An 18,497-nucleotide genomic window follows, 5' to 3' on the forward strand; every position below is an offset into this window, starting at 1 on the left:
ATCGAATTCATCTGCACGACCGGCTAGACCAAGGATGCGCGGGCAACTGGCACGCCCATATGAAAGTGCTTGCTTTCGATATCGAACATCGTTGGTTCGGCGCATGGGTGCTGCGCACGTCACGTGCGTGGCCTACGGCGCGATGCGGGATAGCGGCACCGCCTGGTCGCGCAGCTTCACGACATCGCGGCCCGGCGCATCGCCGAAGAGGCGTGCGTATTCGCGGCTGAACTGCGACGCGCTCACATAGCCGACACTGCGGCACGCCTGCTGCGCATCCATTGCCGACAGGCACATCAGGCGGCGTGCCTCCTGCAGCCGCAGCATCTTCTGGCATTGCAACGGGCTCATCGACGTGACCGCGCGGAAGTGGTGATGGAACGTCGACGGGCTCATGTCCACCTGTCGCGCGAGCGATTCGACCGTCATCGGATCGAGGTAGTGGTCGCGGATCCAGGCGACCGCGCGCGAGATGCGCTGCGTCGTCGAGTCGCCCTGGCCGACCTGCGCGACGCGCGCACCCGACGGGCCGCGCAGCAGCCGGATGAAGATTTCGTCGACGATCAGCGGCGCGAGCAGGTCGATGTCGTCGGGTTGTGCGATCAGTTGCATCAGCCGCACGACGGCGTCGACGATTTCGGGCGGCGCATCGTGCGTGTCGAGTGCGCCGCAGTCGACGGCCTTCGGCAGCCCGCGCGGAAACACGCGTGGTGTGAGCGCCGCGATGCGGGCCGGGTCGAGTTCCAGTTGTGCGTAAAGGAACGGCTCAGCCAGGCTCGCGCGCGTCACGCGGCCGGTGACGGGCAGGTCGGCAGTCGTAACCAGCATCCGCGATTCGTCGATCACGTAGGCGGCGTCGCCGACACGTGTCGATTTCGCGCCTTGTCCGACGATGCTCAGGCACGCGTGGTGCACGCCATGGTTCCAGTGTGGCGGCGACGCGGACACGCGTGCGATGCGCAAGCCACGCACCGGGAGCTCGAACGTGCCGTCGTGCGGTGCATAGGCGGCGATCAGCGCAGCGAGCCGGGCTTTGGGCGACTGAGGGTCGTGATCGGGTGTGGTGCGCTGTAGCGGCGTCGTTCGGGCGTCGATTTCCATATTGCGTGAGCGGATGACCGAGGGGGCGGTGCAAGGTGCGCGACTGCGATTCCCCGTCGGTGTCTCGGCAGGTTGCTGGCGTGGCGGTCACATCGTACGGCGAGTCGCGCGCACGTGATTGCCTAAATCTGTCGGAAATCAGCCCAATCATCCGGATCTGCACGGCCGGCGGCCGCATTGCCCGTCGTTGCGCAGTGTGCAGCGCACAAATTCGGAAATTAAGGCAAAACAATCGCAGGATCAGGCAAGCCAATTTCCGGCGGTTTTCATACCATTGCACCTGCTGAAAGAAACGTGTTCCAGTGCGCTCGGGCGATGCGGGTATGAGCGTCGCCAGGCCGACGGATGCCGCCTGGCGTTGCCGCTGTGAATCGCTGCAAGAGACTCAGGACTGCTATTCGAATATTCGTGCATCGGGCCAACCGAGGCCGGCTTGCGTCCGTTGCATGCCGGTGCGCGTCCGGCGCGAGCGCACCGACCGATCCGGCGTGGCCGGCGTCGGTGCCGCCGCATTGGCCGGGTCGACACATGTCGGTCGGGACGCGGCAGCGGGTGTGCGCGTCCAGGCGGCCGACCGCGCAGGGGAATCCGGACAAATGGACCAACTTCAATCGATTCGGGCATTCGTGACGGTGGCAAGGGAAGGCGGTTTCCGCCGGGCGGCGACGCGGCTGCGTGTGTCGACGGCGATGGCGAGCCGGCTGGTCGATGCGCTCGAGACGCGCCTTGGTGCGCGCCTGCTTCAACGCAGTACCTGCCACCAGTCGCTGACGGAAATCGGCGAGTTGTATCTCACGCACGTCGAACGGATTCTCGGGGCGATCGACGAGATCGACGGTCGTTTCGTCGCGATGGGCAGCAAGCCGGAAGGCGCGCTGCGCATTGCCGCGCCGGTCGCGTTCGGGCTCAGCCAGTTGAGCGCGTTGCTCGATCGTTTCGTGAGCCGGTTCCCGGACGTGCGGCCGACCGTGACGCTGACCGACGCCCATGTCGATCTGACGTCCGAAGACATCGACGTTGCGTTCCTGACCGACGGCATGCCGGTGACAGGTGCGCACGCGTTGCACACGCTGGCCTCTTACGAATCCGTGCGCGTCGCGGCACCGGGTTATGTCGCCGCACACGGCGGCGCGGCTGCGTCGGGCGACTGGCCGGATCTTGCGGCCGTGCGGCTCGATCTGCCAGCCGCCGGTGGCGACGATGCGTCTGCGTTCCGACCCGACGCGACGCCCGGCGGCAGTCATGGCGTCGGCCATCTCGAGATGGCACGGCGGCTGGCCGTGGCCGGCATGGGCGCCGCGGTGCTGCCCGCGTATCTCGTCGACGCCGATCTGGCGGACGGCGCGCTGGTGCGCGTTGCACCGGTTCACTCGCTCGCGCCCGTCACGCTGAAGCTCGCGCACGCGCGTACCGCGCGTCTGCCGGCCGCTGCACGGGCATTCATCGAATTCGCCGGCACCGCGTTCCGGCCCGCGAGTTAGCGGCCCGGTTGGTCGCCGCGGCAACGCCCGCCCGCCAGTGCCGCGGGCTCATGACGCTTTTTCCACGGAAGCAGTTCGACGAACGAACGCTCCGCAGGGCGCAACGAACGCCCGACATACGCAACCGCATCCGCGGCAAACAGGAAGCGACAGCATTCCGGCCGCGCGTGCAGGTTACGAGGAGATCTGGTGATTCCAATTGAAGGTCGTCTATTTGCGAGAGGTCGCTCCATGCGCGTCGAACGGGTTCCATACCGCTTAATCACTGCCGCAACGGCCGCCGTTTTCCTGGCCGCGTGCGGGAAAAAAGAATCGGCACCGCCGCCGCAAACGCCGGAAGTCGGCGTCGTCACCGTCCAGCCGCAAGCCGTACCGGTCTTCACCGACCTGCCGGGCCGCACCAGCGCGTTCCTCGTCGCGCAGGTCCGCGCGCGGGTCGACGGCATCGTGCTGCGCCGTGAATTCACCGAAGGCACCGACGTCAAGGTCGGTCAGCGCCTCTACAAGATCGACCCGGCGCCTTACATCGCCGCGCTGAACAGCGCGAAGGCAACGCTCGCGAAGGCGCAGGCGAACCTCGTCACGCAGAACGCGCTGGTCGCACGCTACAAGGTGCTGGTGGCCGCGAACGCGGTCAGCAAGCAGGACTACGACAACGCGGTGGCCACGCAAGGCCAGGCCGCGGCGGATGTCGCGGCCGGCAAGGCGGCGGTCGATACCGCGCAGATCAACCTCGGCTATACCGATGTCGTGTCGCCGATCACCGGCCGCGTCGGCATCTCGCAGGTGACGCCGGGCGCGTACGTGCAGGCGAGCCAGGCGACGCTGATGTCGACGGTGCAGCAGCTCGACCCGGTGTATGTGGACCTCACGCAGTCGAGCCTCGAAGGGCTGAAGCTGCGCCAGGACGTGCAGAGCGGGCGCCTGAAGACGTCCGGCCCGGGCGCGGCGAAGGTGTCGCTGATCCTGGAAGACGGCAAGACCTATTCGGAGCCGGGCAAGCTGCAGTTCTCGGACGTGACGGTCGACCAGACCACCGGCTCGGTGACGATCCGCGCGGTCTTCCCGAACCCGGGTAAGGTGCTGCTGCCGGGCATGTTCGTGCGTGCACGGATCGAGGAAGGTGTGAACGAGAACGCGTTCCTGGTGCCGCAGATCGGCGTCACGCATGACCAGAAGGGTCAGGCGATCGCGATGGTGGTGAACGCCAGCAACAAGGTCGAGCCGCGTCCGCTGAAGACGACGGGCATGCAGGGCCCGAACTGGGTGGTCGAAGGTGGTCTGCAAGCGGGTGATCACGTGATCGTGCAGGGCGTCGACAAGGTGCGCCCGGGTGCGCCCGTGAAGACCGTCGCGGCGCAGCTTGCACCGGCGCCGGACGCCGCGTCCGGCACACCGGCAAGCGCCGCGAATGCGTCCGGCGCCGCGCCGGCGAGCACCGCCGCCAATGCTGCCGCGAGTTCGACCGCTGCGTCGTCCGCTGCGTCGTCCGCGCAATAAAAAGGAGTCCGTTTCATGGCCAAGTTTTTTATCGATCGCCCGATCTTCGCGTGGGTGATCGCGATCGTGCTGATGCTGGCCGGCGTCGCATCGATCTTCAAGATGCCGATCGCGCAGTATCCGACGATCGCACCGCCGACGATCCAGATCCAGGCGAACTATCCGGGCGCTTCCGCGAAGACGGTGGAAGACACGGTGACGCAGGTGATCGAGCAGCAGATGAGCGGTCTCGACAACTTCCTGTACATGTCGTCGACCAGTGACGACTCGGGCAACGCGACGATCACGCTGACCTTCTCGCCGGGCACGAACCCGGACGTCGCGCAGGTGCAGGTGCAGAACAAGCTGTCGCTCGCGACACCGAACCTGCCGCAGGTCGTGCAGCAACTCGGCATGCAGGTCACGAAGTCGAGCAGCAACTGGCTGATGTGGTTCGCGTTCAACTCCGAGGACGGCAGCATGTCGAAGGAGGACCTGACGAACTATGTGGCGTCGCACGTGCTCGATCCGCTCAGCCGCGTGAACGGCGTCGGCCAGACGCTGCTGCTCGGTTCGCAGTTCTCGATGCGCATCTGGCTCGATCCCGTCAAGCTGACCAACTACAGCCTCACGCCGACCGACGTGTCGGCAGCGATCACGCAGCAGAACGTGCAGATCGCCGGCGGCCAGATCGGCGGCACGCCGGCGAAGCCGGGCACCATGCTGCAGGCGACGATCACCGAATCGACGCTGCTGCGCACGCCCGAGCAGTTCGGCAACATCCTGCTGAAGGTCAACCAGGATGGTTCGCAGGTCCGCCTGAAGGACGTCGGCCGCGCGGCGCTCGGCTCGGAGAACTACACGTTCGACACGAAGTACATGGGGCAGCCGACGGCCGGCCTCGGCATCCAGCTCGCGACGGGCGCGAATGCGCTCGCGACCGCGACGGCGCTGCGGGCCAAGGTCCAGGAGCTGTCGAAGTACTTCCCGCACGGCCTCGTCGTCCACTATCCGTACGACACGACGCCGTTCGTGCGCCTGTCGATCGAGGAAGTGGTCAAGACGCTGCTCGAAGGCATCGTGCTCGTGTTCCTCGTGATGTACCTGTTCCTGCAGAACCTGCGGGCAACGATCATCCCGACGATCGCGGTGCCGGTCGTGCTGCTCGGCACGTTCGCGATCATGGGCCTCGCCGGCTTCTCGATCAACACGCTGTCGATGTTCGGCCTCGTGCTCGCGATCGGCCTGCTGGTCGACGATGCGATCGTGGTGGTGGAGAACGTCGAGCGCGTGATGGCGGAGGAGGGCCTGTCACCGAAGGAGGCGACCCGCAAGGCGATGGGCCAGATCACCGGCGCACTCGTCGGCGTGGCGCTGGTGCTGTCGGCGGTGTTCGTGCCGGTGGCGTTCTCGGGCGGTTCGGTCGGCGCAATTTATCGTCAGTTCTCGCTGACGATCGTGTCGGCGATGGTGCTGTCGGTGCTCGTCGCGTTGATCCTGACGCCGGCACTGTGCGCGACGATCCTCAAGCCGATTCCGCAAGGGCATCACGAAGAGAAGAAGGGCTTCTTCGGCTGGTTCAACCGTACCTTCGACCGCAGCCGCGATCGTTATACGGGCGGCGTGAACCACGTGATCCGGCGCTCGGGGCGCTGGCTCGTGATCTACCTGGCCGTGTTCATCGCGGTCGGCGTGATGTTCGTGCGCCTGCCGAAGTCGTTCCTGCCGGATGAAGACCAGGGCTACATGTTCATGATCGTGCAGACGCCGTCCGGTTCCACGCAGGAAACGACCGGCAAGACGCTCGACAACATCAACACGTACCTGACCACGACCGAGAAGGATGTGGTCGACTCGGTGTTCACGGTCAACGGCTTCAGCTTCGCGGGCCGCGGCCAGAACGCGGGCCTCGTGTTCGTGAAGCTGAAACCGTACGAGCATCGCCAGCGCTCCGACCAGAAGGTGCAGGCGCTGATCGGCCGGACCTTCGCGCACTACTCGCAGTACAAGGACGCGATGGTGATCCCGTTCAACCCGCCGTCGATTCCCGAACTCGGTACGGCTGCCGGCTTCGACTTCGAGCTGACGGACAACGCCGGTCTCGGCCACGAGGCGCTGATGGCCGCGCGCGGCCAGTTGCTCGGAATGGCCGCGAAGGATCCCACGCTGGCGCTCGTGCGCCCGAACGGCCTGAACGATACGCCGCAGTACACGGTCGACATCGACCGCGAGAAGGCGAACGCGCTCGGCGTGACGGCTGCGGCGATCGACCAGACGTTCTCGATCGCGTGGGCGTCGCAGTACGTGAACAACTTCCTGGATACCGATGGACGGATCAAGAAGGTGTATGTGCAGGCGGACGCGCCGTTCCGGATGACCCCGGAAGACATGAACATCTGGTACGTGCGCAACAGCGCCGGTGGCATGGTGCCGTTCAGCTCGTTCGCGACCGGCCACTGGAGTTACGGGTCGCCGAAGCTCGAACGCTACAACGGCGTATCGTCGATCGAGATCCAGGGGCAGGCTGCGGAGGGCAAGTCGACCGGCCAGGCGATGGCCGCGATGGAAGCGCTCGCGAGCAAGCTGCCGGAAGGTATCGGCTACTCGTGGACCGGCCTGTCGTTCCAGGAAATCCAGTCCGGCTCGCAGGCGCCGATCCTGTACGCGATCTCGATCCTCGTCGTGTTCCTGTGTCTGGCGGCACTGTATGAAAGCTGGTCGATCCCGTTCTCGGTGATCATGGTGGTGCCGCTCGGCGTGGTCGGCGCGCTGCTCGCGACGATGCTGCGCGGCCTCGAGAACGACGTGTTCTTCCAGGTCGGCCTGCTGACTACCGTGGGCCTGTCCGCGAAGAACGCGATCCTGATCGTCGAGTTCGCACGCGAGTTGCAGGCGAACGAGAACATGGGGCCGGTGCGCGCGGCGATCGAGGCGGCACGCTTGCGGCTGCGTCCGATCCTGATGACGTCGCTCGCATTCATGCTCGGCGTGCTGCCCCTTGCGATCAGCAACGGCGCGGGCTCGGCGAGCCAGCATGCGATCGGCACGGGCGTGATCGGCGGGATGATCACGGCGACGTTCCTCGCGATCTTCATGATCCCGATGTTCTTCGTGCGGGTTCGCGCGATCTTCAGCGGCGAGACGGAGAACGTCGACGATGCCTGGCGTCTCGTGCAGGGCGACCTGCAGCGCAGTCACGGCGACGCACACGATTCGAAGGGGCAGTAACGATGCAAAAACATGCTTTGACTGCAAGTGCGGTCGCGATGGCTGCCGCGTTGTTCGCTGCGGGCTGCACGATGGCGCCGCATTACAAGCGGCCCGACGCGCCCGTCGCGCAGGCGTACCCGGCCGGCGGCGTCTATGCGACGCAGCCGGGTGCGGCCGGCGCGCGCAGCGCGAACGGCCAGGCGGCGACCGCCATCGGCTGGCGCGAGTTCTTCGTCGATCCGCGCCTGCAGCGGCTGATCGAGATCGCGCTGAAAAACAACCGCGACCTGCGCGTGTCGGTGCTGAACATCGAGGCGGCGCGCGCGCAGTACCAGATCACGCGCGCGGAGCTGTTCCCGACGCTTGACGGTACGGGGACGGGCAGCATTCAGCGCATTCCGCAGGGCTTGTCGACGACCAATGCGCCGCTGATCTCGCGCAACTACAACGTCGGGCTGTCTGCGTCGTGGGAGCTCGACCTGTTCGGCCGCGTGCAGAGTCTGAAAGACCAGGCACTCGCGCAGTACCTGTCGACGTCGTATGCACGGCAGGCATTCGAGATCTCGCTGGTGTCGCAGGTGGCCGATCAATACCTGACGCTGTTGTCGACCGATGACCTGCTGAAGGTCACGGAGGACACGCTGAAGTCTGCTCAGGCGCAATACGACCTGACCAAGCTGCAGTTCGACAACGGCACGGGCTCCGAGCTCGAGCTGCGTCAGGCGCAGACGGTGGTCGAGCAGGCGCTGTCGAACCAGCAGGCGCAGGCGCGTGCGCGTGCGCAGGCACTGAACATGCTGGTGCAACTGATCGGCGAGCCGCTGCCGGACGACCTGCCGGCAGGCATGCCGCTCGACGCGCAGAACCTGCTGACGGACGTGCCGGCCGGGTTGCCGTCGGATCTGCTGACGCGTCGTCCGGACGTGATGCAGGCTGAGCAGACGCTGCTGGCCGCGAATGCGAATATCGGCGCGGCACGCGCGGCGTTCTTCCCGCGCATCTCGCTGACGGGCGCGTTCGGCACCGGCAGCCCGACGCTGGGCGGCCTGTTCAAGGCCGGCACGGCGGCGTGGTCGTTCGCGCCGCAGATCACGATGCCGATCTTCGAAGGCGGGCAGAACATCGCGAACCTGAACCTCGCCAACGTGCAGAAACGCATCGAGATCGCGAACTACGAGAAGGCGATCCAGTCGGCATTCCGCGAAGTGGCGGATGGCCTGGCCGCACGCGGCACGTACGACCAGCAGATCGCGGCGCTCGAGCGCAACGAGCACGCGCAGCAGCGACGTTTCGACCTGTCGGACCTGCGTTACAAGAACGGCGTCGACAGCTACCTGTCGGTGCTGACCGCGCAGACGGATCTGTACTCGGCACAGCAGACGCTGATCAACGCACGTCTGGCGCGCTGGACGAACCTGGTCACGCTGTACCGCGCATTGGGCGGCGGCTGGATCCAGCGGGCCGGCGAGACGCCGCGCGCGCCGGATGCGCCGGTCGATTACGACAAGGCGGCCGCTCCGGCGCTTGCGTCGTCGGCGGCGACGAACGGGTAAGTGAAAGGCGGGGCAGGAGCGGGCAACTGCTTCTGCCTGCCGAACCGGCGAGATGCAAAAACAAAAACGCCACGGACGAACGTCCGTGGCGTTTCCTTATTGCTCGGCTGCTCACATCCGAAGCGATGTTGCGCTACGCCTGCTTTGTCCAAAGCGTGCGGCCGAAGAACGTCAGCGTGCGATCCCATGCCATTTGCGACCACACCGGATCGGACTGCGTGCCGGCGATACGGCCGGGGCCGACGGCCGTTTCGTTCGCGAACGCATGATGCGCGAGATAGCGATGGAATTCGAAACCGACCTTCGCGTCGGTCAGCTTCTTCTCGAGCGCATCGACCTGGTCGATCGCGAAGAACGCATCCTGCGTGCCCCAGTGGCCCATCAGCGGCACCTTGAGCTTCGCCGGATCGAGGTAGTCGAGCGGCGGGAAACCGTACCACGTGACGCCCGCGTCCGCATCGGCGAACTGCAGCGACAGCAGCGTGAGTGCGCCGCCCATGCAGTAACCCGTTACCGCGACACGCGACGCAAGCGTCTTCAGATAGGTCACGGCGCCCGGAATGTCCTGCGAGGCCGCGTCGCCGAAATCGAGCCCGGTCATCAGGTGGTGCGCTTCTTCTTCCTCGACCGTCGACTTGCCGCGATACAGGTCGGGCACGAGCGCGAAGTAGCCGCAGCGCGCGAGGCGATCCGCGACGCCGCGGATCTGGTCGTTCAGCCCCCACCATTCCTGGATGACGACGACCGCGGGCGCGCCTTCGGTTTTTGCCGGCGTGGCGAGATAGCCCTGCAGTTCCTGGCCGTCCGGGCGTCGAAACGTGATCATGGAACCGGATGTTTGAGACATGAAACCGCTCCTTTTCGAAAAATGCGATGAGTGCGGCATCGGGGCCGGCCTGCGGCGCGGCGACGATCGGGCAAGCCGGGCGTCGTGGTTTCCGCTCGCGTTCGTTTCGGCCGGCGCCGACCACGCGGCCATTCTATGCGCAAACACAGGCTGCCTGCGTGAACGGCACGGCGTTCGCAAGACCGCGTGCGATGAGGGGGCGATTCGTTCCCGGAACGGATGGCCGAAAAGCAACACCCCGCCCCGTTTGAACGGGAGCGGGGTGTTGTGCGGTGTGCCGCGCGTGTCGGAATACGCCGGCGCGTGACGGGCGCTTACTGGCCGAAATACACGGAGTCGCGGCCGTCCTGCTTGACCGCGATCGCGCGGCCGGCACGCACACCAGCGGCGGCTTGCGCGCCGTAGCCGGCTTCATCGGCGTTCGTCACACGGGCCTGTGCGGTCTGCAGCGCGCGCGGGTAATACTGATCGGAGACTTCGGGCTTGTAGCCGGCCTGTTCGAGCTGGACGAGTTCCGCGCGCACCTGGGCGCGCGTCAGTTGGCCCGACGGATTCGACTGTGCGAATGCGCTGTACGAGGCGGACAGGGCGGTTGCGGCGACGACAGCGTAGATGAACGACTTCATGACGACCTCCGGTTTCATTGATTTCGCGCTTCGCTTGTTGCGTTCAGCGGTTGATTGCATCGTAGCGATCGCGTTACCGGTCGGAAATACGCGTTCCAGCGAATAATTATTGCAACTGGGTAAACGATCTGAACGGGTGAGTATTTCGTCTGACGATTGCGGGCCTGTCCGGCGCTTGCTCTGGGCCACGGGCGAGGCCGTCAATGGAGCGATGTCGTCGATCGGCAAGTGGCCGAACCACGATGAATAAATCGTATTCCGAAGTGTTAAAGTGGGGCTGACGACATCATCGTTCGTGTCGTACCGTGTGCGTACTGCCGCGTCACTCGGCCAGGACTGCCTGCCGTTTCCGGTATTCGGCAGGTGTGATGCCGACGTGCCGGGTGAAAGACCGCCTGAGCGTATCGACGTTCGCGAAGCCGCATTTCGCGGCGACCTGTTTCGGCGTGTCGTGGCCGTTCTCGAGCAGGTGGCGGGCTGCCGAAATCCGGGTCGCCTCGACCCATGCGGCAGGCGTCATGCCGACTTCCGCGCGGAACAGCCGAGCGAAGTGGCGCGGGCTCATGCCCGCATGCTTCGCCATCTCCGCCACCGAGTGCTCGAGTTCCGGATTGGCCGCGATCCAGCGCTGGACCTCCTGCAGTACCGAACGCCCGGCGGGGCGCGCCTCGCCCTTGCGGCTGAACTGGAGTTGCCCGCCCGGTCGCTTGAAGAACATGACCAGTTGCGCGGCGACGCGCCGCGCGATCTCGCGGCCGAGATCTTCCTCGACCAGCGCGAGCGCGAGATCGAGCCCGGCCGTCACGCCGGCGCCGGTGCGCAGCTTGCCGTCGCGCACGTACAGTGCGTCCGCGTCGACGGCGAGCGACGGATAGGCTGCGGCAAGCGCGTCCGCGGCAGCCCAGTGCGTGGTCACGTGACGCCCTTTCAGCAGGCCGGTGGCCGCGAGGATGAACGCGCCGGTGCAGATCGAGCCGTAGCGCTTGCTCTGCACGGCCGCCGCTCGCAGCCACGCGAGCACGTCGGTGCGCAGTGCGATCCGGCCGGCGCTCGGCGCGCCGGCGACCAGCAGTGTGTCGATGCGCTCGGGAATGTCGGGAACGATCCAGTCGGGCAGCAGCTGCGCGCCGGACGAACTGCGGATCGGGCCGGACTCGCAGGCAATGATCCGCAACGTATAGACCGGTTTCCCGCATTCGGCGTTCGCTTGCGCGAAGACGTCGAGCGGTGCGGAGACATCGAGCAGTTGAACGCCCGGAACGGCGAAGATTCCCACGACCTTCGGCATGATCGATTGCGTGTTGTTTCGAACGTGACGGGTAGCAGTATAGAGGGGCCGGCGATGCACGGAGCGCGCGGCGGAGCCTGTTTCCGACGTTCTTCTTGCCTTGCGGGCACCGTGTCCGTCTGTCGCGCAAAATGGCAGGATTTGACGTAATGCGTCTATTGGAGACAGCTATCGGGATCCGGAGAATCAAGGGTGTTTTCAATGGAGGTCGATCATGACTGAGAACGTTGCAGGCATCACCATTCCCGATAGCCAACTGACGCGCGAGATCACCGAACTCGTTCGCGATACCGCGTCGCCGTTGCTGTTCCATCATTCCAGCCGCGTCTTCTATTTCGCTGCGCTCGCGGGCCAGCGGCGCGGTTTGAAATACGATCCCGAGTTGCTCTACTGCGGCTGCATGTTCCATGACATGGGGCTCACGCACAAACACAGCAGCGCGTGCGAGCGGTTCGAGGTGGACGGCGCCAACGCCGCCCGCGATTTCCTGAAGGGCAAGGGCATCTCGCAGCAGGATATCGATGTGGTATGGACTTCGATCGCACTGCATACCACGCCGGGCATCCCGCAGCACATGCATCCGGTGATCGCGCTCGTGACCGCGGGTGTCGAGATGGATGTGCTGGGCCTGAAATATCCGGAATACAGCGACGTTGAACGCGAGGCCGTCGTCCGTGCGCATCCGCGTACGCCGCACTTCAAGGAAGACATCATCCAGGCGTTCTACGACGGGATCAGGCACAAGCCCGACACGACGTTCGGCAACGTGAAGGCCGACGTGCTCGGCGACAAGGATCCGCATTTCCACGCCGGCAACTTCTGCAGCGTGATCCGGTCGTCCGCGTGGGCGGGCTGATTGTTCGCGGTATGACGCACAACCTCCGCTGCTGAACGGAGATCGTGCGCGGAACACGAATCGCGATTCACATATATTCAGGAATGCGATCATGTTGGACCAGTCGAACGATCGAAAGCTGATCGGAGCGAACGGCGCGCCGGTCGAAGATGACGTCAACATCCAGACGATCGGCCCGCGCGGCCCCGCGCCGTCGCAGGACGTTTGGCTGATCGCGAAGTGATTCCGGAGCAGCGCACGCGTGCGAATGATGCCGGTGCGTACGGCGTGTGCTGTGGCGCATGGCATTAGCCGATACACAAGGGCAAAAACCTTCACGGCAATCGGCAGGCGGTTGCATGTTTTCCGACGTTCACCGGTGTACTTGGTGCGGCCGACTTTGTTGGACAGCACCACGCGTTGGATCTTCGGGGAGAGTCGCAGAACATCCTCCACGACAAGGCGGCAACTGTGCGAAGGCCGGATCGACATATGGCGTGGACATTACGGCGACATGGGTGCGGCTTGCGGTGTCGTCGAAGCAAGCCGGGCGGTACGGCGACACGACATCGCTGCATCACCAGCGGAAAGGTAGCCGTGTATGGGGGCGTGATTCGTTGCGCTGCCGGATTTTCGACCCATACGAGTGTTTCGATGGCGCCCAAACCTCACTACATATCCGACAGCCCCGGTGTCGGTGTGTGCTCGACACTGTTTGACGATGTCTGCAAGGGGAGGCCGAATGGCCAACGAGGTCTCGCACTGGGTGTTCATGACCGACGACGAGAAACGTGCGATATGGGAACGCATCCGACGCGAGGCGCGGCGATGTGTTTCCGTCGTGACGAACGGTGAATTGCCGGGAGCGGCGTTCCCAGTGCCGGGGACCGGGGGCCGCACTTGACGAAATCTCCGTGTCCTTGGCGAACCTCTCGGCCTTGTCAGGAAGAATGGGCGGCGGATTGGGAGCGGATGAAATCAGTAAAGATGTTGTTACGTGACAACCACGTGATATTTCCCCGACTTTATATACTGAACAAGTGCATTCCATCACCCTGGCGAATCTTCGATTCGCCCCCCAGTAACGCGCCTCCAGGCAGGTGGATCATGCTTGCCCCCGCCTTTGCAGACACCCTGACCTCCACCACAGCCCCACTCTCCATCCACCTTCCGTCAGTTTCCGGCAAAACGCCTATAATGATTGGGCAAATTGCCGGGAGAAGTCATGAGCACCATTGCTTTTCATCCTTCGGGCGTCGCGCATCCGCGTCAGGCCGAATTCACGATTCTCGAACAACTGCTGGCGATCCGAGTCCGATCGGGGGCCGATCTTGCCGAGCTGGCGAGCGCGCGCGTCGACGTCTCGGTGATCGACCGGCTGTCCGAGCGCGGGCTGAAATCGGACGAACTGGCCTTCATCATTCCGCGCCGCACGCTGAGCCATCGTCGCCAGGCGCACGAACGCCTGTCGCCGGAGGAATCGGACAAGGCGATCCGTCTCGCGCGCATCGTCGCGCAGGCGACGGCCACGTTCGGCGACCAGGACAAGGCGATGGCGTGGTTGCGCAACGGGCTCCAGCGCTTCGGCGGCCGCACGTCGCTCGACATGGCGAGCACCGAGCATGGCGCGCGGCTCGTCGAGGAAGCCCTCACGCAGATCGACGAGGGGTATTTCGCTTGACGACGCTGTGGCGGATCAGCAATTTCGCCGACCTGAAAGGCATCGGCGGGTTGCGCGCCGGCGGGCGCTGGCATTTCGCCGGGCAGCCCGTCGTGTATCTCGCCGAGCATCCGGCGCTTGCGCTGCTCGAGACGCTCGTTCATTTCGAGATCGCCACGGTCGCGCAATTGCCGAGCGGGTACCAGTTGCTTCGCATCGAGGTGGCCGATTCGGTCGATATCGCCGAAATCGCGGAGGGCGACGCGCCGGACGACTGGCGATCCAACGTCGACTGGACCCGCAGCGCCGGTACCGAGTGGCTGCACACGCAGCCGAGCGCGCTGCTGCGCGTGCCGAGCGTCGTCGTGCCGCACGCGCACAACTTCCTGCTGAATCCACTGCATCCGGCTGCTTCCGAGGCCCGTATTGCCGAAGTGATGCAATCACCGTACGACACCCGGATTCTGCGGCTGGTCCAGTCGAAGCCGGGTGAATAGGGAGCCGGACGACCCGGAGCCTGCGCCGGACGCGGGATCAGCGCTCGTGTGCGGCGCGATCCGCTGCCGCATCGGGTGGCAGCGTCTGCCGGAGGCGCGTGACCGTTCGCGTACTGACGAGACCGAGCATCGTACTGACGGCGGCATGTGCATGGCCCGCAAGCAACTGGCGGCGCGCAACCGTATTGCGCAGCACGCGCGGGCTGATGTCCGCCGCATGGAAGCCGATCGTGCTCAGCGCGTCGCGCACCACGAGCAGCAGGAACATGTCGTTCATCGCGCCACCGCCGCGCGGTGCGGGAAACAGCAACGCGGATGCCGGCGCGTCGGCCGAGCGCGCACGCCATGCGGCGAGCGGCGCCAGTGAAAATTCGGCGAGCGTGATCCGGCGCGCCGGCCGCGCCCGATCGCGCGGCACGGATAGTGCCGGCGGCCGCGCGTCGAGATCGAGCGCGTCGTGCGTCGTTGCACGTATCTCCGCCGAAGTGATGCCGCTCGCGAGCAGCAGCGCGACGATCGCGCGATTCCGGCAATCGGCCGGCGTGTCGTCCGGTCGAGGCTGCACGTGGTGCTGAAGCGCCGCGTCGGCATCGGGCGGCAGGTAGCACGGCTCGGGCTCGCCGTCCGGCCATGCGAGATCACGCGTCGTCCGGCCGGCCGGATGAATCGTGCGCACGCCGGCCTCGACCAGATGCCGGCCCAGCCGGTCGATCAGCTTCGCGTAGCGCACGCGAGTCGACGTGCCGGGCGCACAGGTGCGCTCGAGTTCCGCCAGGAAGGCCGCGACGTGGTCGGGCCCGAACGTGGCCAGCGACACGCGGTGCGCGATCAGATGACGCAGGAACCGTTCGAACATCGCGACGTGCTGCACGACCGAACGCGGCGCGAACGGCCGGCGGTCGGCGCCGGTTGCGGCGGTTTCCTGCCATGCCCGGAAGGCGCCGACGGGGTCGTGGGTCCAGCGATTCGTGTCCATGCACGATTTATAGCCGGAACGCGGAGGCTCCGGCAATCGGTCAGATGGCCAGTCCGACGCAACCGGTGCGTCAGTGCGCGGGACGTGCGTCGACGATGCAGTCGTTGTGCCGGGCCAGGCAAGCGAGCAGCAGCGTGTTGAAGAAACGGAGTGCGTCCGGCACCCAGTTCCATCGCGTCGGGGTCCGCATCCGAATCATCCGTGGCTGACCGACATGAGCCCGGCCCGTCGTGTGAGGAGGCTGGGTGTCGGGCCGGCAATCGCAAACGAACCGGCTGCTCGGCGTGCGATGTCGCTGGCACGCGGCACCGCGCAACGTCACCAGCCGCCACCATCAACCGTCGCGCGAAGGCGAAGAAGCCGCAACCGGTGTCGCGCTTGCCTGTCCGCTGAGCCGCGCAAATGCGGCGAACGCCAGTTGCGTCGCGATGGCAGCCAGCGTGCCGGCCGCCATGCCGTTGCCGAGCACGATCTGCACGGGTGAGCTGAAATGGCGATACAGGTTCGGCACCAGGATCGGTGCAAGGCCGACGACGAGTGCGGCCGCGAGCGTGTACTGGTTGGCGCGCGCGTGCAGGTCGACGCCGGCGAGCAGCCGGATGCCCGTCACGCCGATCATCGCGAACACGACCAGCGCGGTGCCGCCGACCACCGCCGCCGGAATCGCATAAGCGAGCCGCGCGAGCGGCGCGAACAGCGCGATGACGATCAGGATCGCGCCGGCCGCGGCCGTCACGTAGCGCGAGCGCACGCCGGTCGTCTGCACGACGCCGATATTCTCGGCGCTGGTCACGATCAGCGGCGTGCCGAACAGCGCGCCGGCGAGCGACGCCAGCCCATCGCCGCGTATCGTCTTCGGCACGTCGCGCGACAGCGAGATCGGCTTGCCGCACGTTTCGCCGACGGCGACCGTCTGCGCGGTGGCCTCGGCCATCGAGATCGCGGTGAAGATCAGCAGCGGCAGCGCGGCCAGCACGTCGAAGCGCGGCATCCCGAACGGCAGCCATACCGGATGCGTGAACAGCGGGCCGCGCCACACGTCGGCGAGCGCTGGCATCGCATCGAGCGCCCAGCCGAGCATTGCGCCGGCCATCAGTCCGATCAGCACCGCGAGGCGCCCGAGCGTGCCGCGGAACGCACCCGCGACGACGATCGTGGCGACGATCGTCGCCAGCGCGAGACCGAGCGCGCGCGGCTGGGCGAAGTCGGCCGAACCGGGCTGGCCGACGACGATCGTCGCGTAGATCCGGATCAGGTTGATCGACACGAGCAGCAGCATCGCGCCGACGACGATGCGCGGAAAGAGCCGCAGGCAACGCGTGAAGACGGGCAGCAGTACCCAGTAGAACGCGCTGGCGAGCAGCACCGCGCCGGCGGCGGTCGGCAGGCCCGATTGCGCGGCGATACCGGCGAACAGCATCGTCGGTGCGCCGCCGGGCACCATCACGAACGGCATGCGCGCGCCGATCGGGCCGGCGCCGAGCGATTGCAGCAGCGTGCCGATCCCGCAGGCGAAGAACGCTGCGCCGATCAGCTGGACCGTCAGGTCCGCCGGCAGCGCGAGCACTTTTGCGATCAGGAACACGGCCGTGATCGGGGACGCGGCCATCGACAGCACGTGCTGCAGCCCGAACAGCGCGAGCTGCCAGGCGGGCAGCCGTGCGTCGACGGGCGTTGGGATCGGATCGTGCGACACGGCAGGCCCCTCGGAAGCGAACGGCGACGAGCGCCGGAAACCGGCGGTGAACGGCAAGGTCAGGCCCGCAGCCAGGGCAGTTGCGCGGCGCTGTAGCGGAACGTCTGGAACACGCTGTTGAGCTGGCCCGGCCCGGTCTTGCGCGCGGCTTCGTCCGGGTATTCGGCGAACCACGGAATCACGTATTCCCAGACGACCTCGCCTGCGGGCGTCACTTCGAACAGGCGGCCTGTCGACGATTCGGTGACGTGCGTGTTGCCGTTCGGCAAGCGCTGCGCGTTGCCCATGAACGGCGTGTAGAACAGGTTCACGACGTCGTCCGCATACGACCACACGACGCGCTGCGTCGCCGGATCGATCTCGACGACGCGCGAGAACACGACGTGCGCGCCGTGGCGGAAATTGCCGTTGTCGAACGCGAGGATGTTGCCGTTCGCGAGCGGCACCGGCGCGTGCTGGTGCGACACGACGTCGGGCCCGATCCGCAGGTCGACGCGCCCGGTTTCGCGGTTCACCCCGATGATGCCCGACGTCGTGCGCAGGCTCATCAGCACGCGGCCGTTCGCGTCGACCGCGAGGCCGTTGACGAGCGGCCAGTGATAGCGCCCGAAGCCGGCCGCGATCGGGAAATCCTCGGGTCGCAGGTGTTCGCGCGCACGCCATTCCCACACGATCTGCCCGGCCCGGTTCACTTCGCGGATCACGTCCGCATACATCACTTCGTCGCCGCCGTGCGGCGTGCCGCCCGGCACGCGCCGCGCGAACGCGGCGTCGACCGGTTCGCACGCGGCGTACAGCAGGTTGCCGTTCGGCAGCCACTGCGCGTCGTGATGATGCGCGGGGTCCTCGTAGCGCCACACGGTTTCGCCTTGCGGCGTGACTTCGTAGAAGTCGCCGCCATGCCACATCGACCACGGCGCATAGCGCGATTCGGAGTGCGGATGATTGCCGTTGTAGCCGAGGTTGCCGTTCGCGAGGATGACCGCATGGCGGCCGGGGCGCACGGGCATCTTCCACTGGTGCGCGACTTCACCGTCGATGCCGACGAGATAGACGTTGCCGTCGGCCGTCTGCGGCGCGATGAGCGTATAGCCGCCCGCGGACAGTGCGGGATCGTGGGCGATGAGGCCGACGCCACGGCGGCGCTGGGTAATCTGGTCGACGGTTGTCACTGCGCTCTCCATTCGAATCGGACACGGGGATGCAGCGCAATCTAGACGATCCGGGCGATCAGTAAAATCGGATTAT

At 66.1% G+C, this 18,497-nt stretch carries 16 protein-coding genes and 1 pseudogene; 10 read left to right on the plus strand and 7 right to left on the minus strand.

Annotated features, from left to right (window positions below; genetic code table 11):
- Positions 1–132 precede the first annotated feature (132 nt).
- On the minus strand, positions 133–1,101 hold the full coding sequence (locus E9536_RS29185; protein WP_136471644.1) for an AraC family transcriptional regulator: 969 nt from the start codon (positions 1,099–1,101) through the stop codon (positions 133–135).
- A gap of 596 nt (positions 1,102–1,697) precedes the next feature.
- Here E9536_RS29185 and E9536_RS29190 point away from each other — a divergent pair.
- The 4 genes from E9536_RS29190 to E9536_RS29205 all read left to right on the plus strand — a co-directional run bounded on the left by E9536_RS29190 (position 1,698) and on the right by E9536_RS29205 (position 8,824).
- Positions 1,698–2,582 (plus strand): LysR family transcriptional regulator, encoded by an 885-nt coding sequence (locus E9536_RS29190; RefSeq protein ID WP_136471646.1) that lies wholly within the window; start codon positions 1,698–1,700, stop codon positions 2,580–2,582.
- A 231-nt stretch (positions 2,583–2,813) separates the two neighbouring features.
- Positions 2,814–4,082: an efflux RND transporter periplasmic adaptor subunit gene (locus E9536_RS29195; RefSeq protein WP_136471648.1), complete on the plus strand. Its 1,269-nt coding sequence runs from the start codon at positions 2,814–2,816 to the stop codon at positions 4,080–4,082.
- A 15-nt stretch (positions 4,083–4,097) separates the two neighbouring features.
- Complete coding sequence (locus E9536_RS29200; RefSeq protein WP_136471650.1) at positions 4,098–7,289, plus strand: efflux RND transporter permease subunit; 3,192 nt, start codon at positions 4,098–4,100, stop codon at positions 7,287–7,289.
- Between the two features lie 2 nt (positions 7,290–7,291).
- Positions 7,292–8,824 carry an efflux transporter outer membrane subunit gene (locus E9536_RS29205; RefSeq protein ID WP_136471652.1) on the plus strand — a complete coding sequence of 511 codons (1,533 nt, stop codon included), beginning with the start codon at positions 7,292–7,294 and terminating at the stop codon, positions 8,822–8,824.
- 133 nt (positions 8,825–8,957) lie between these two features.
- Here the strand turns inward: E9536_RS29205 and E9536_RS29210 are convergent, their stop codons facing one another.
- Positions 8,958–9,671, minus strand: a complete 714-nt coding sequence (locus E9536_RS29210; RefSeq protein ID WP_136471654.1) for a dienelactone hydrolase family protein — start codon at positions 9,669–9,671, stop codon at positions 8,958–8,960.
- Between E9536_RS29210 and E9536_RS29215 the strand changes: the two genes are divergently transcribed.
- Complete coding sequence (locus E9536_RS29215; RefSeq protein ID WP_060173744.1) at positions 9,670–9,978, plus strand: hypothetical protein; 309 nt, start codon at positions 9,670–9,672, stop codon at positions 9,976–9,978. The genes E9536_RS29210 and E9536_RS29215 overlap by 2 nt on opposite strands.
- 7 nt (positions 9,979–9,985) lie before the next feature.
- Here the strand turns inward: E9536_RS29215 and E9536_RS29220 are convergent, their stop codons facing one another.
- Together E9536_RS29220 and E9536_RS29225 are read right to left on the minus strand one after the other, a co-directional pair.
- Positions 9,986–10,297, minus strand: a complete 312-nt coding sequence (locus tag E9536_RS29220) for a DUF4148 domain-containing protein (protein WP_060373563.1) — start codon at positions 10,295–10,297, stop codon at positions 9,986–9,988.
- A gap of 322 nt (positions 10,298–10,619) precedes the next feature.
- Positions 10,620–11,585: a GlxA family transcriptional regulator gene (locus E9536_RS29225; RefSeq protein WP_136471656.1), complete on the minus strand. Its 966-nt coding sequence runs from the start codon at positions 11,583–11,585 to the stop codon at positions 10,620–10,622.
- A 214-nt stretch (positions 11,586–11,799) separates the two neighbouring features.
- On the opposite strand from E9536_RS29225, the gene E9536_RS29230 reads away from it, so the two are divergent.
- The 5 genes and pseudogenes from E9536_RS29230 (at position 11,800) to E9536_RS29245 (ending at position 14,577) form a co-directional block, all read left to right on the plus strand.
- Positions 11,800–12,441 (plus strand): HD domain-containing protein, encoded by a 642-nt coding sequence (locus tag E9536_RS29230; RefSeq protein WP_027792216.1) that lies wholly within the window; start codon positions 11,800–11,802, stop codon positions 12,439–12,441.
- 91 nt (positions 12,442–12,532) lie between these two features.
- The gene (locus tag E9536_RS42575) at positions 12,533–12,664 is read left to right on the plus strand and encodes a hypothetical protein (RefSeq protein ID WP_260433487.1); all 132 of its coding nucleotides are present in this window, start codon (positions 12,533–12,535) and stop codon (positions 12,662–12,664) included.
- A 410-nt stretch (positions 12,665–13,074) separates the two neighbouring features.
- Positions 13,075–13,275, plus strand: a pseudogene (locus E9536_RS29235) (DUF1289 domain-containing protein).
- 370 nt (positions 13,276–13,645) lie between these two features.
- Positions 13,646–14,101: an antitoxin Xre/MbcA/ParS toxin-binding domain-containing protein gene (locus tag E9536_RS29240; protein ID WP_006480981.1), complete on the plus strand. Its 456-nt coding sequence runs from the start codon at positions 13,646–13,648 to the stop codon at positions 14,099–14,101.
- Positions 14,098–14,577: an RES family NAD+ phosphorylase gene (locus E9536_RS29245; RefSeq protein ID WP_027792217.1), complete on the plus strand. Its 480-nt coding sequence runs from the start codon at positions 14,098–14,100 to the stop codon at positions 14,575–14,577. Before E9536_RS29240 ends, E9536_RS29245 begins: the two co-directional genes overlap by 4 nt.
- A 37-nt stretch (positions 14,578–14,614) precedes the next feature.
- On the opposite strand, the gene E9536_RS29250 is transcribed toward E9536_RS29245, so the two are convergent.
- The 3 genes from E9536_RS29250 to E9536_RS29260 form a co-directional block, all read right to left on the minus strand.
- Positions 14,615–15,553: a tyrosine-type recombinase/integrase gene (locus tag E9536_RS29250; RefSeq protein ID WP_136471658.1), complete on the minus strand. Its 939-nt coding sequence runs from the start codon at positions 15,551–15,553 to the stop codon at positions 14,615–14,617.
- Between the two features lie 334 nt (positions 15,554–15,887).
- The gene (locus tag E9536_RS29255) at positions 15,888–17,249 is read right to left on the minus strand and encodes a uracil-xanthine permease family protein (protein WP_136471660.1); all 1,362 of its coding nucleotides are present in this window, start codon (positions 17,247–17,249) and stop codon (positions 15,888–15,890) included.
- Positions 17,250–17,308: 59 nt separating this feature from the next.
- On the minus strand, positions 17,309–18,433 hold the full coding sequence (locus E9536_RS29260; RefSeq protein ID WP_136471662.1) for an aryl-sulfate sulfotransferase: 1,125 nt from the start codon (positions 18,431–18,433) through the stop codon (positions 17,309–17,311).
- Between the last annotated feature and the right edge of the window lie 64 nt (positions 18,434–18,497).

This window comes from Burkholderia sp. LS-044, from assembly GCF_004803625.1.
In the GTDB taxonomy this organism is placed as follows: Bacteria; Pseudomonadota; Gammaproteobacteria; order Burkholderiales; family Burkholderiaceae; genus Burkholderia; species Burkholderia cepacia.

Excerpts from the sequence above, each read along its gene's own strand:
- E9536_RS29260 (WP_136471662.1), bottom strand. The coding sequence starts at position 18,433 with ATGGAGAGCGCAGTGACAACCGTCGACCAGATTACCCAGCGCCGCCGT.
- E9536_RS29230 (WP_027792216.1), top strand. The coding sequence starts at position 11,800 with ATGACTGAGAACGTTGCAGGCATCACCATTCCCGATAGCCAACTGACG.
- E9536_RS29220 (WP_060373563.1), bottom strand. The coding sequence starts at position 10,297 with ATGAAGTCGTTCATCTACGCTGTCGTCGCCGCAACCGCCCTGTCCGCC.
- E9536_RS29240 (WP_006480981.1), top strand. The coding sequence starts at position 13,646 with ATGAGCACCATTGCTTTTCATCCTTCGGGCGTCGCGCATCCGCGTCAG.
- E9536_RS29215 (WP_060173744.1), top strand. The coding sequence starts at position 9,670 with ATGAAACCGCTCCTTTTCGAAAAATGCGATGAGTGCGGCATCGGGGCC.
- E9536_RS29195 (WP_136471648.1), top strand. The coding sequence starts at position 2,814 with ATGCGCGTCGAACGGGTTCCATACCGCTTAATCACTGCCGCAACGGCC.
- E9536_RS29200 (WP_136471650.1), top strand. The coding sequence starts at position 4,098 with ATGGCCAAGTTTTTTATCGATCGCCCGATCTTCGCGTGGGTGATCGCG.
- E9536_RS29250 (WP_136471658.1), bottom strand. The coding sequence starts at position 15,553 with ATGGACACGAATCGCTGGACCCACGACCCCGTCGGCGCCTTCCGGGCA.
- E9536_RS29205 (WP_136471652.1), top strand. The coding sequence starts at position 7,292 with ATGCAAAAACATGCTTTGACTGCAAGTGCGGTCGCGATGGCTGCCGCG.
- E9536_RS29210 (WP_136471654.1), bottom strand. The coding sequence starts at position 9,671 with ATGTCTCAAACATCCGGTTCCATGATCACGTTTCGACGCCCGGACGGC.
- E9536_RS29225 (WP_136471656.1), bottom strand. The coding sequence starts at position 11,585 with ATGCCGAAGGTCGTGGGAATCTTCGCCGTTCCGGGCGTTCAACTGCTC.
- E9536_RS42575 (WP_260433487.1), top strand. The coding sequence starts at position 12,533 with ATGTTGGACCAGTCGAACGATCGAAAGCTGATCGGAGCGAACGGCGCG.
- E9536_RS29185 (WP_136471644.1), bottom strand. The coding sequence starts at position 1,101 with ATGGAAATCGACGCCCGAACGACGCCGCTACAGCGCACCACACCCGAT.
- E9536_RS29190 (WP_136471646.1), top strand. The coding sequence starts at position 1,698 with ATGGACCAACTTCAATCGATTCGGGCATTCGTGACGGTGGCAAGGGAA.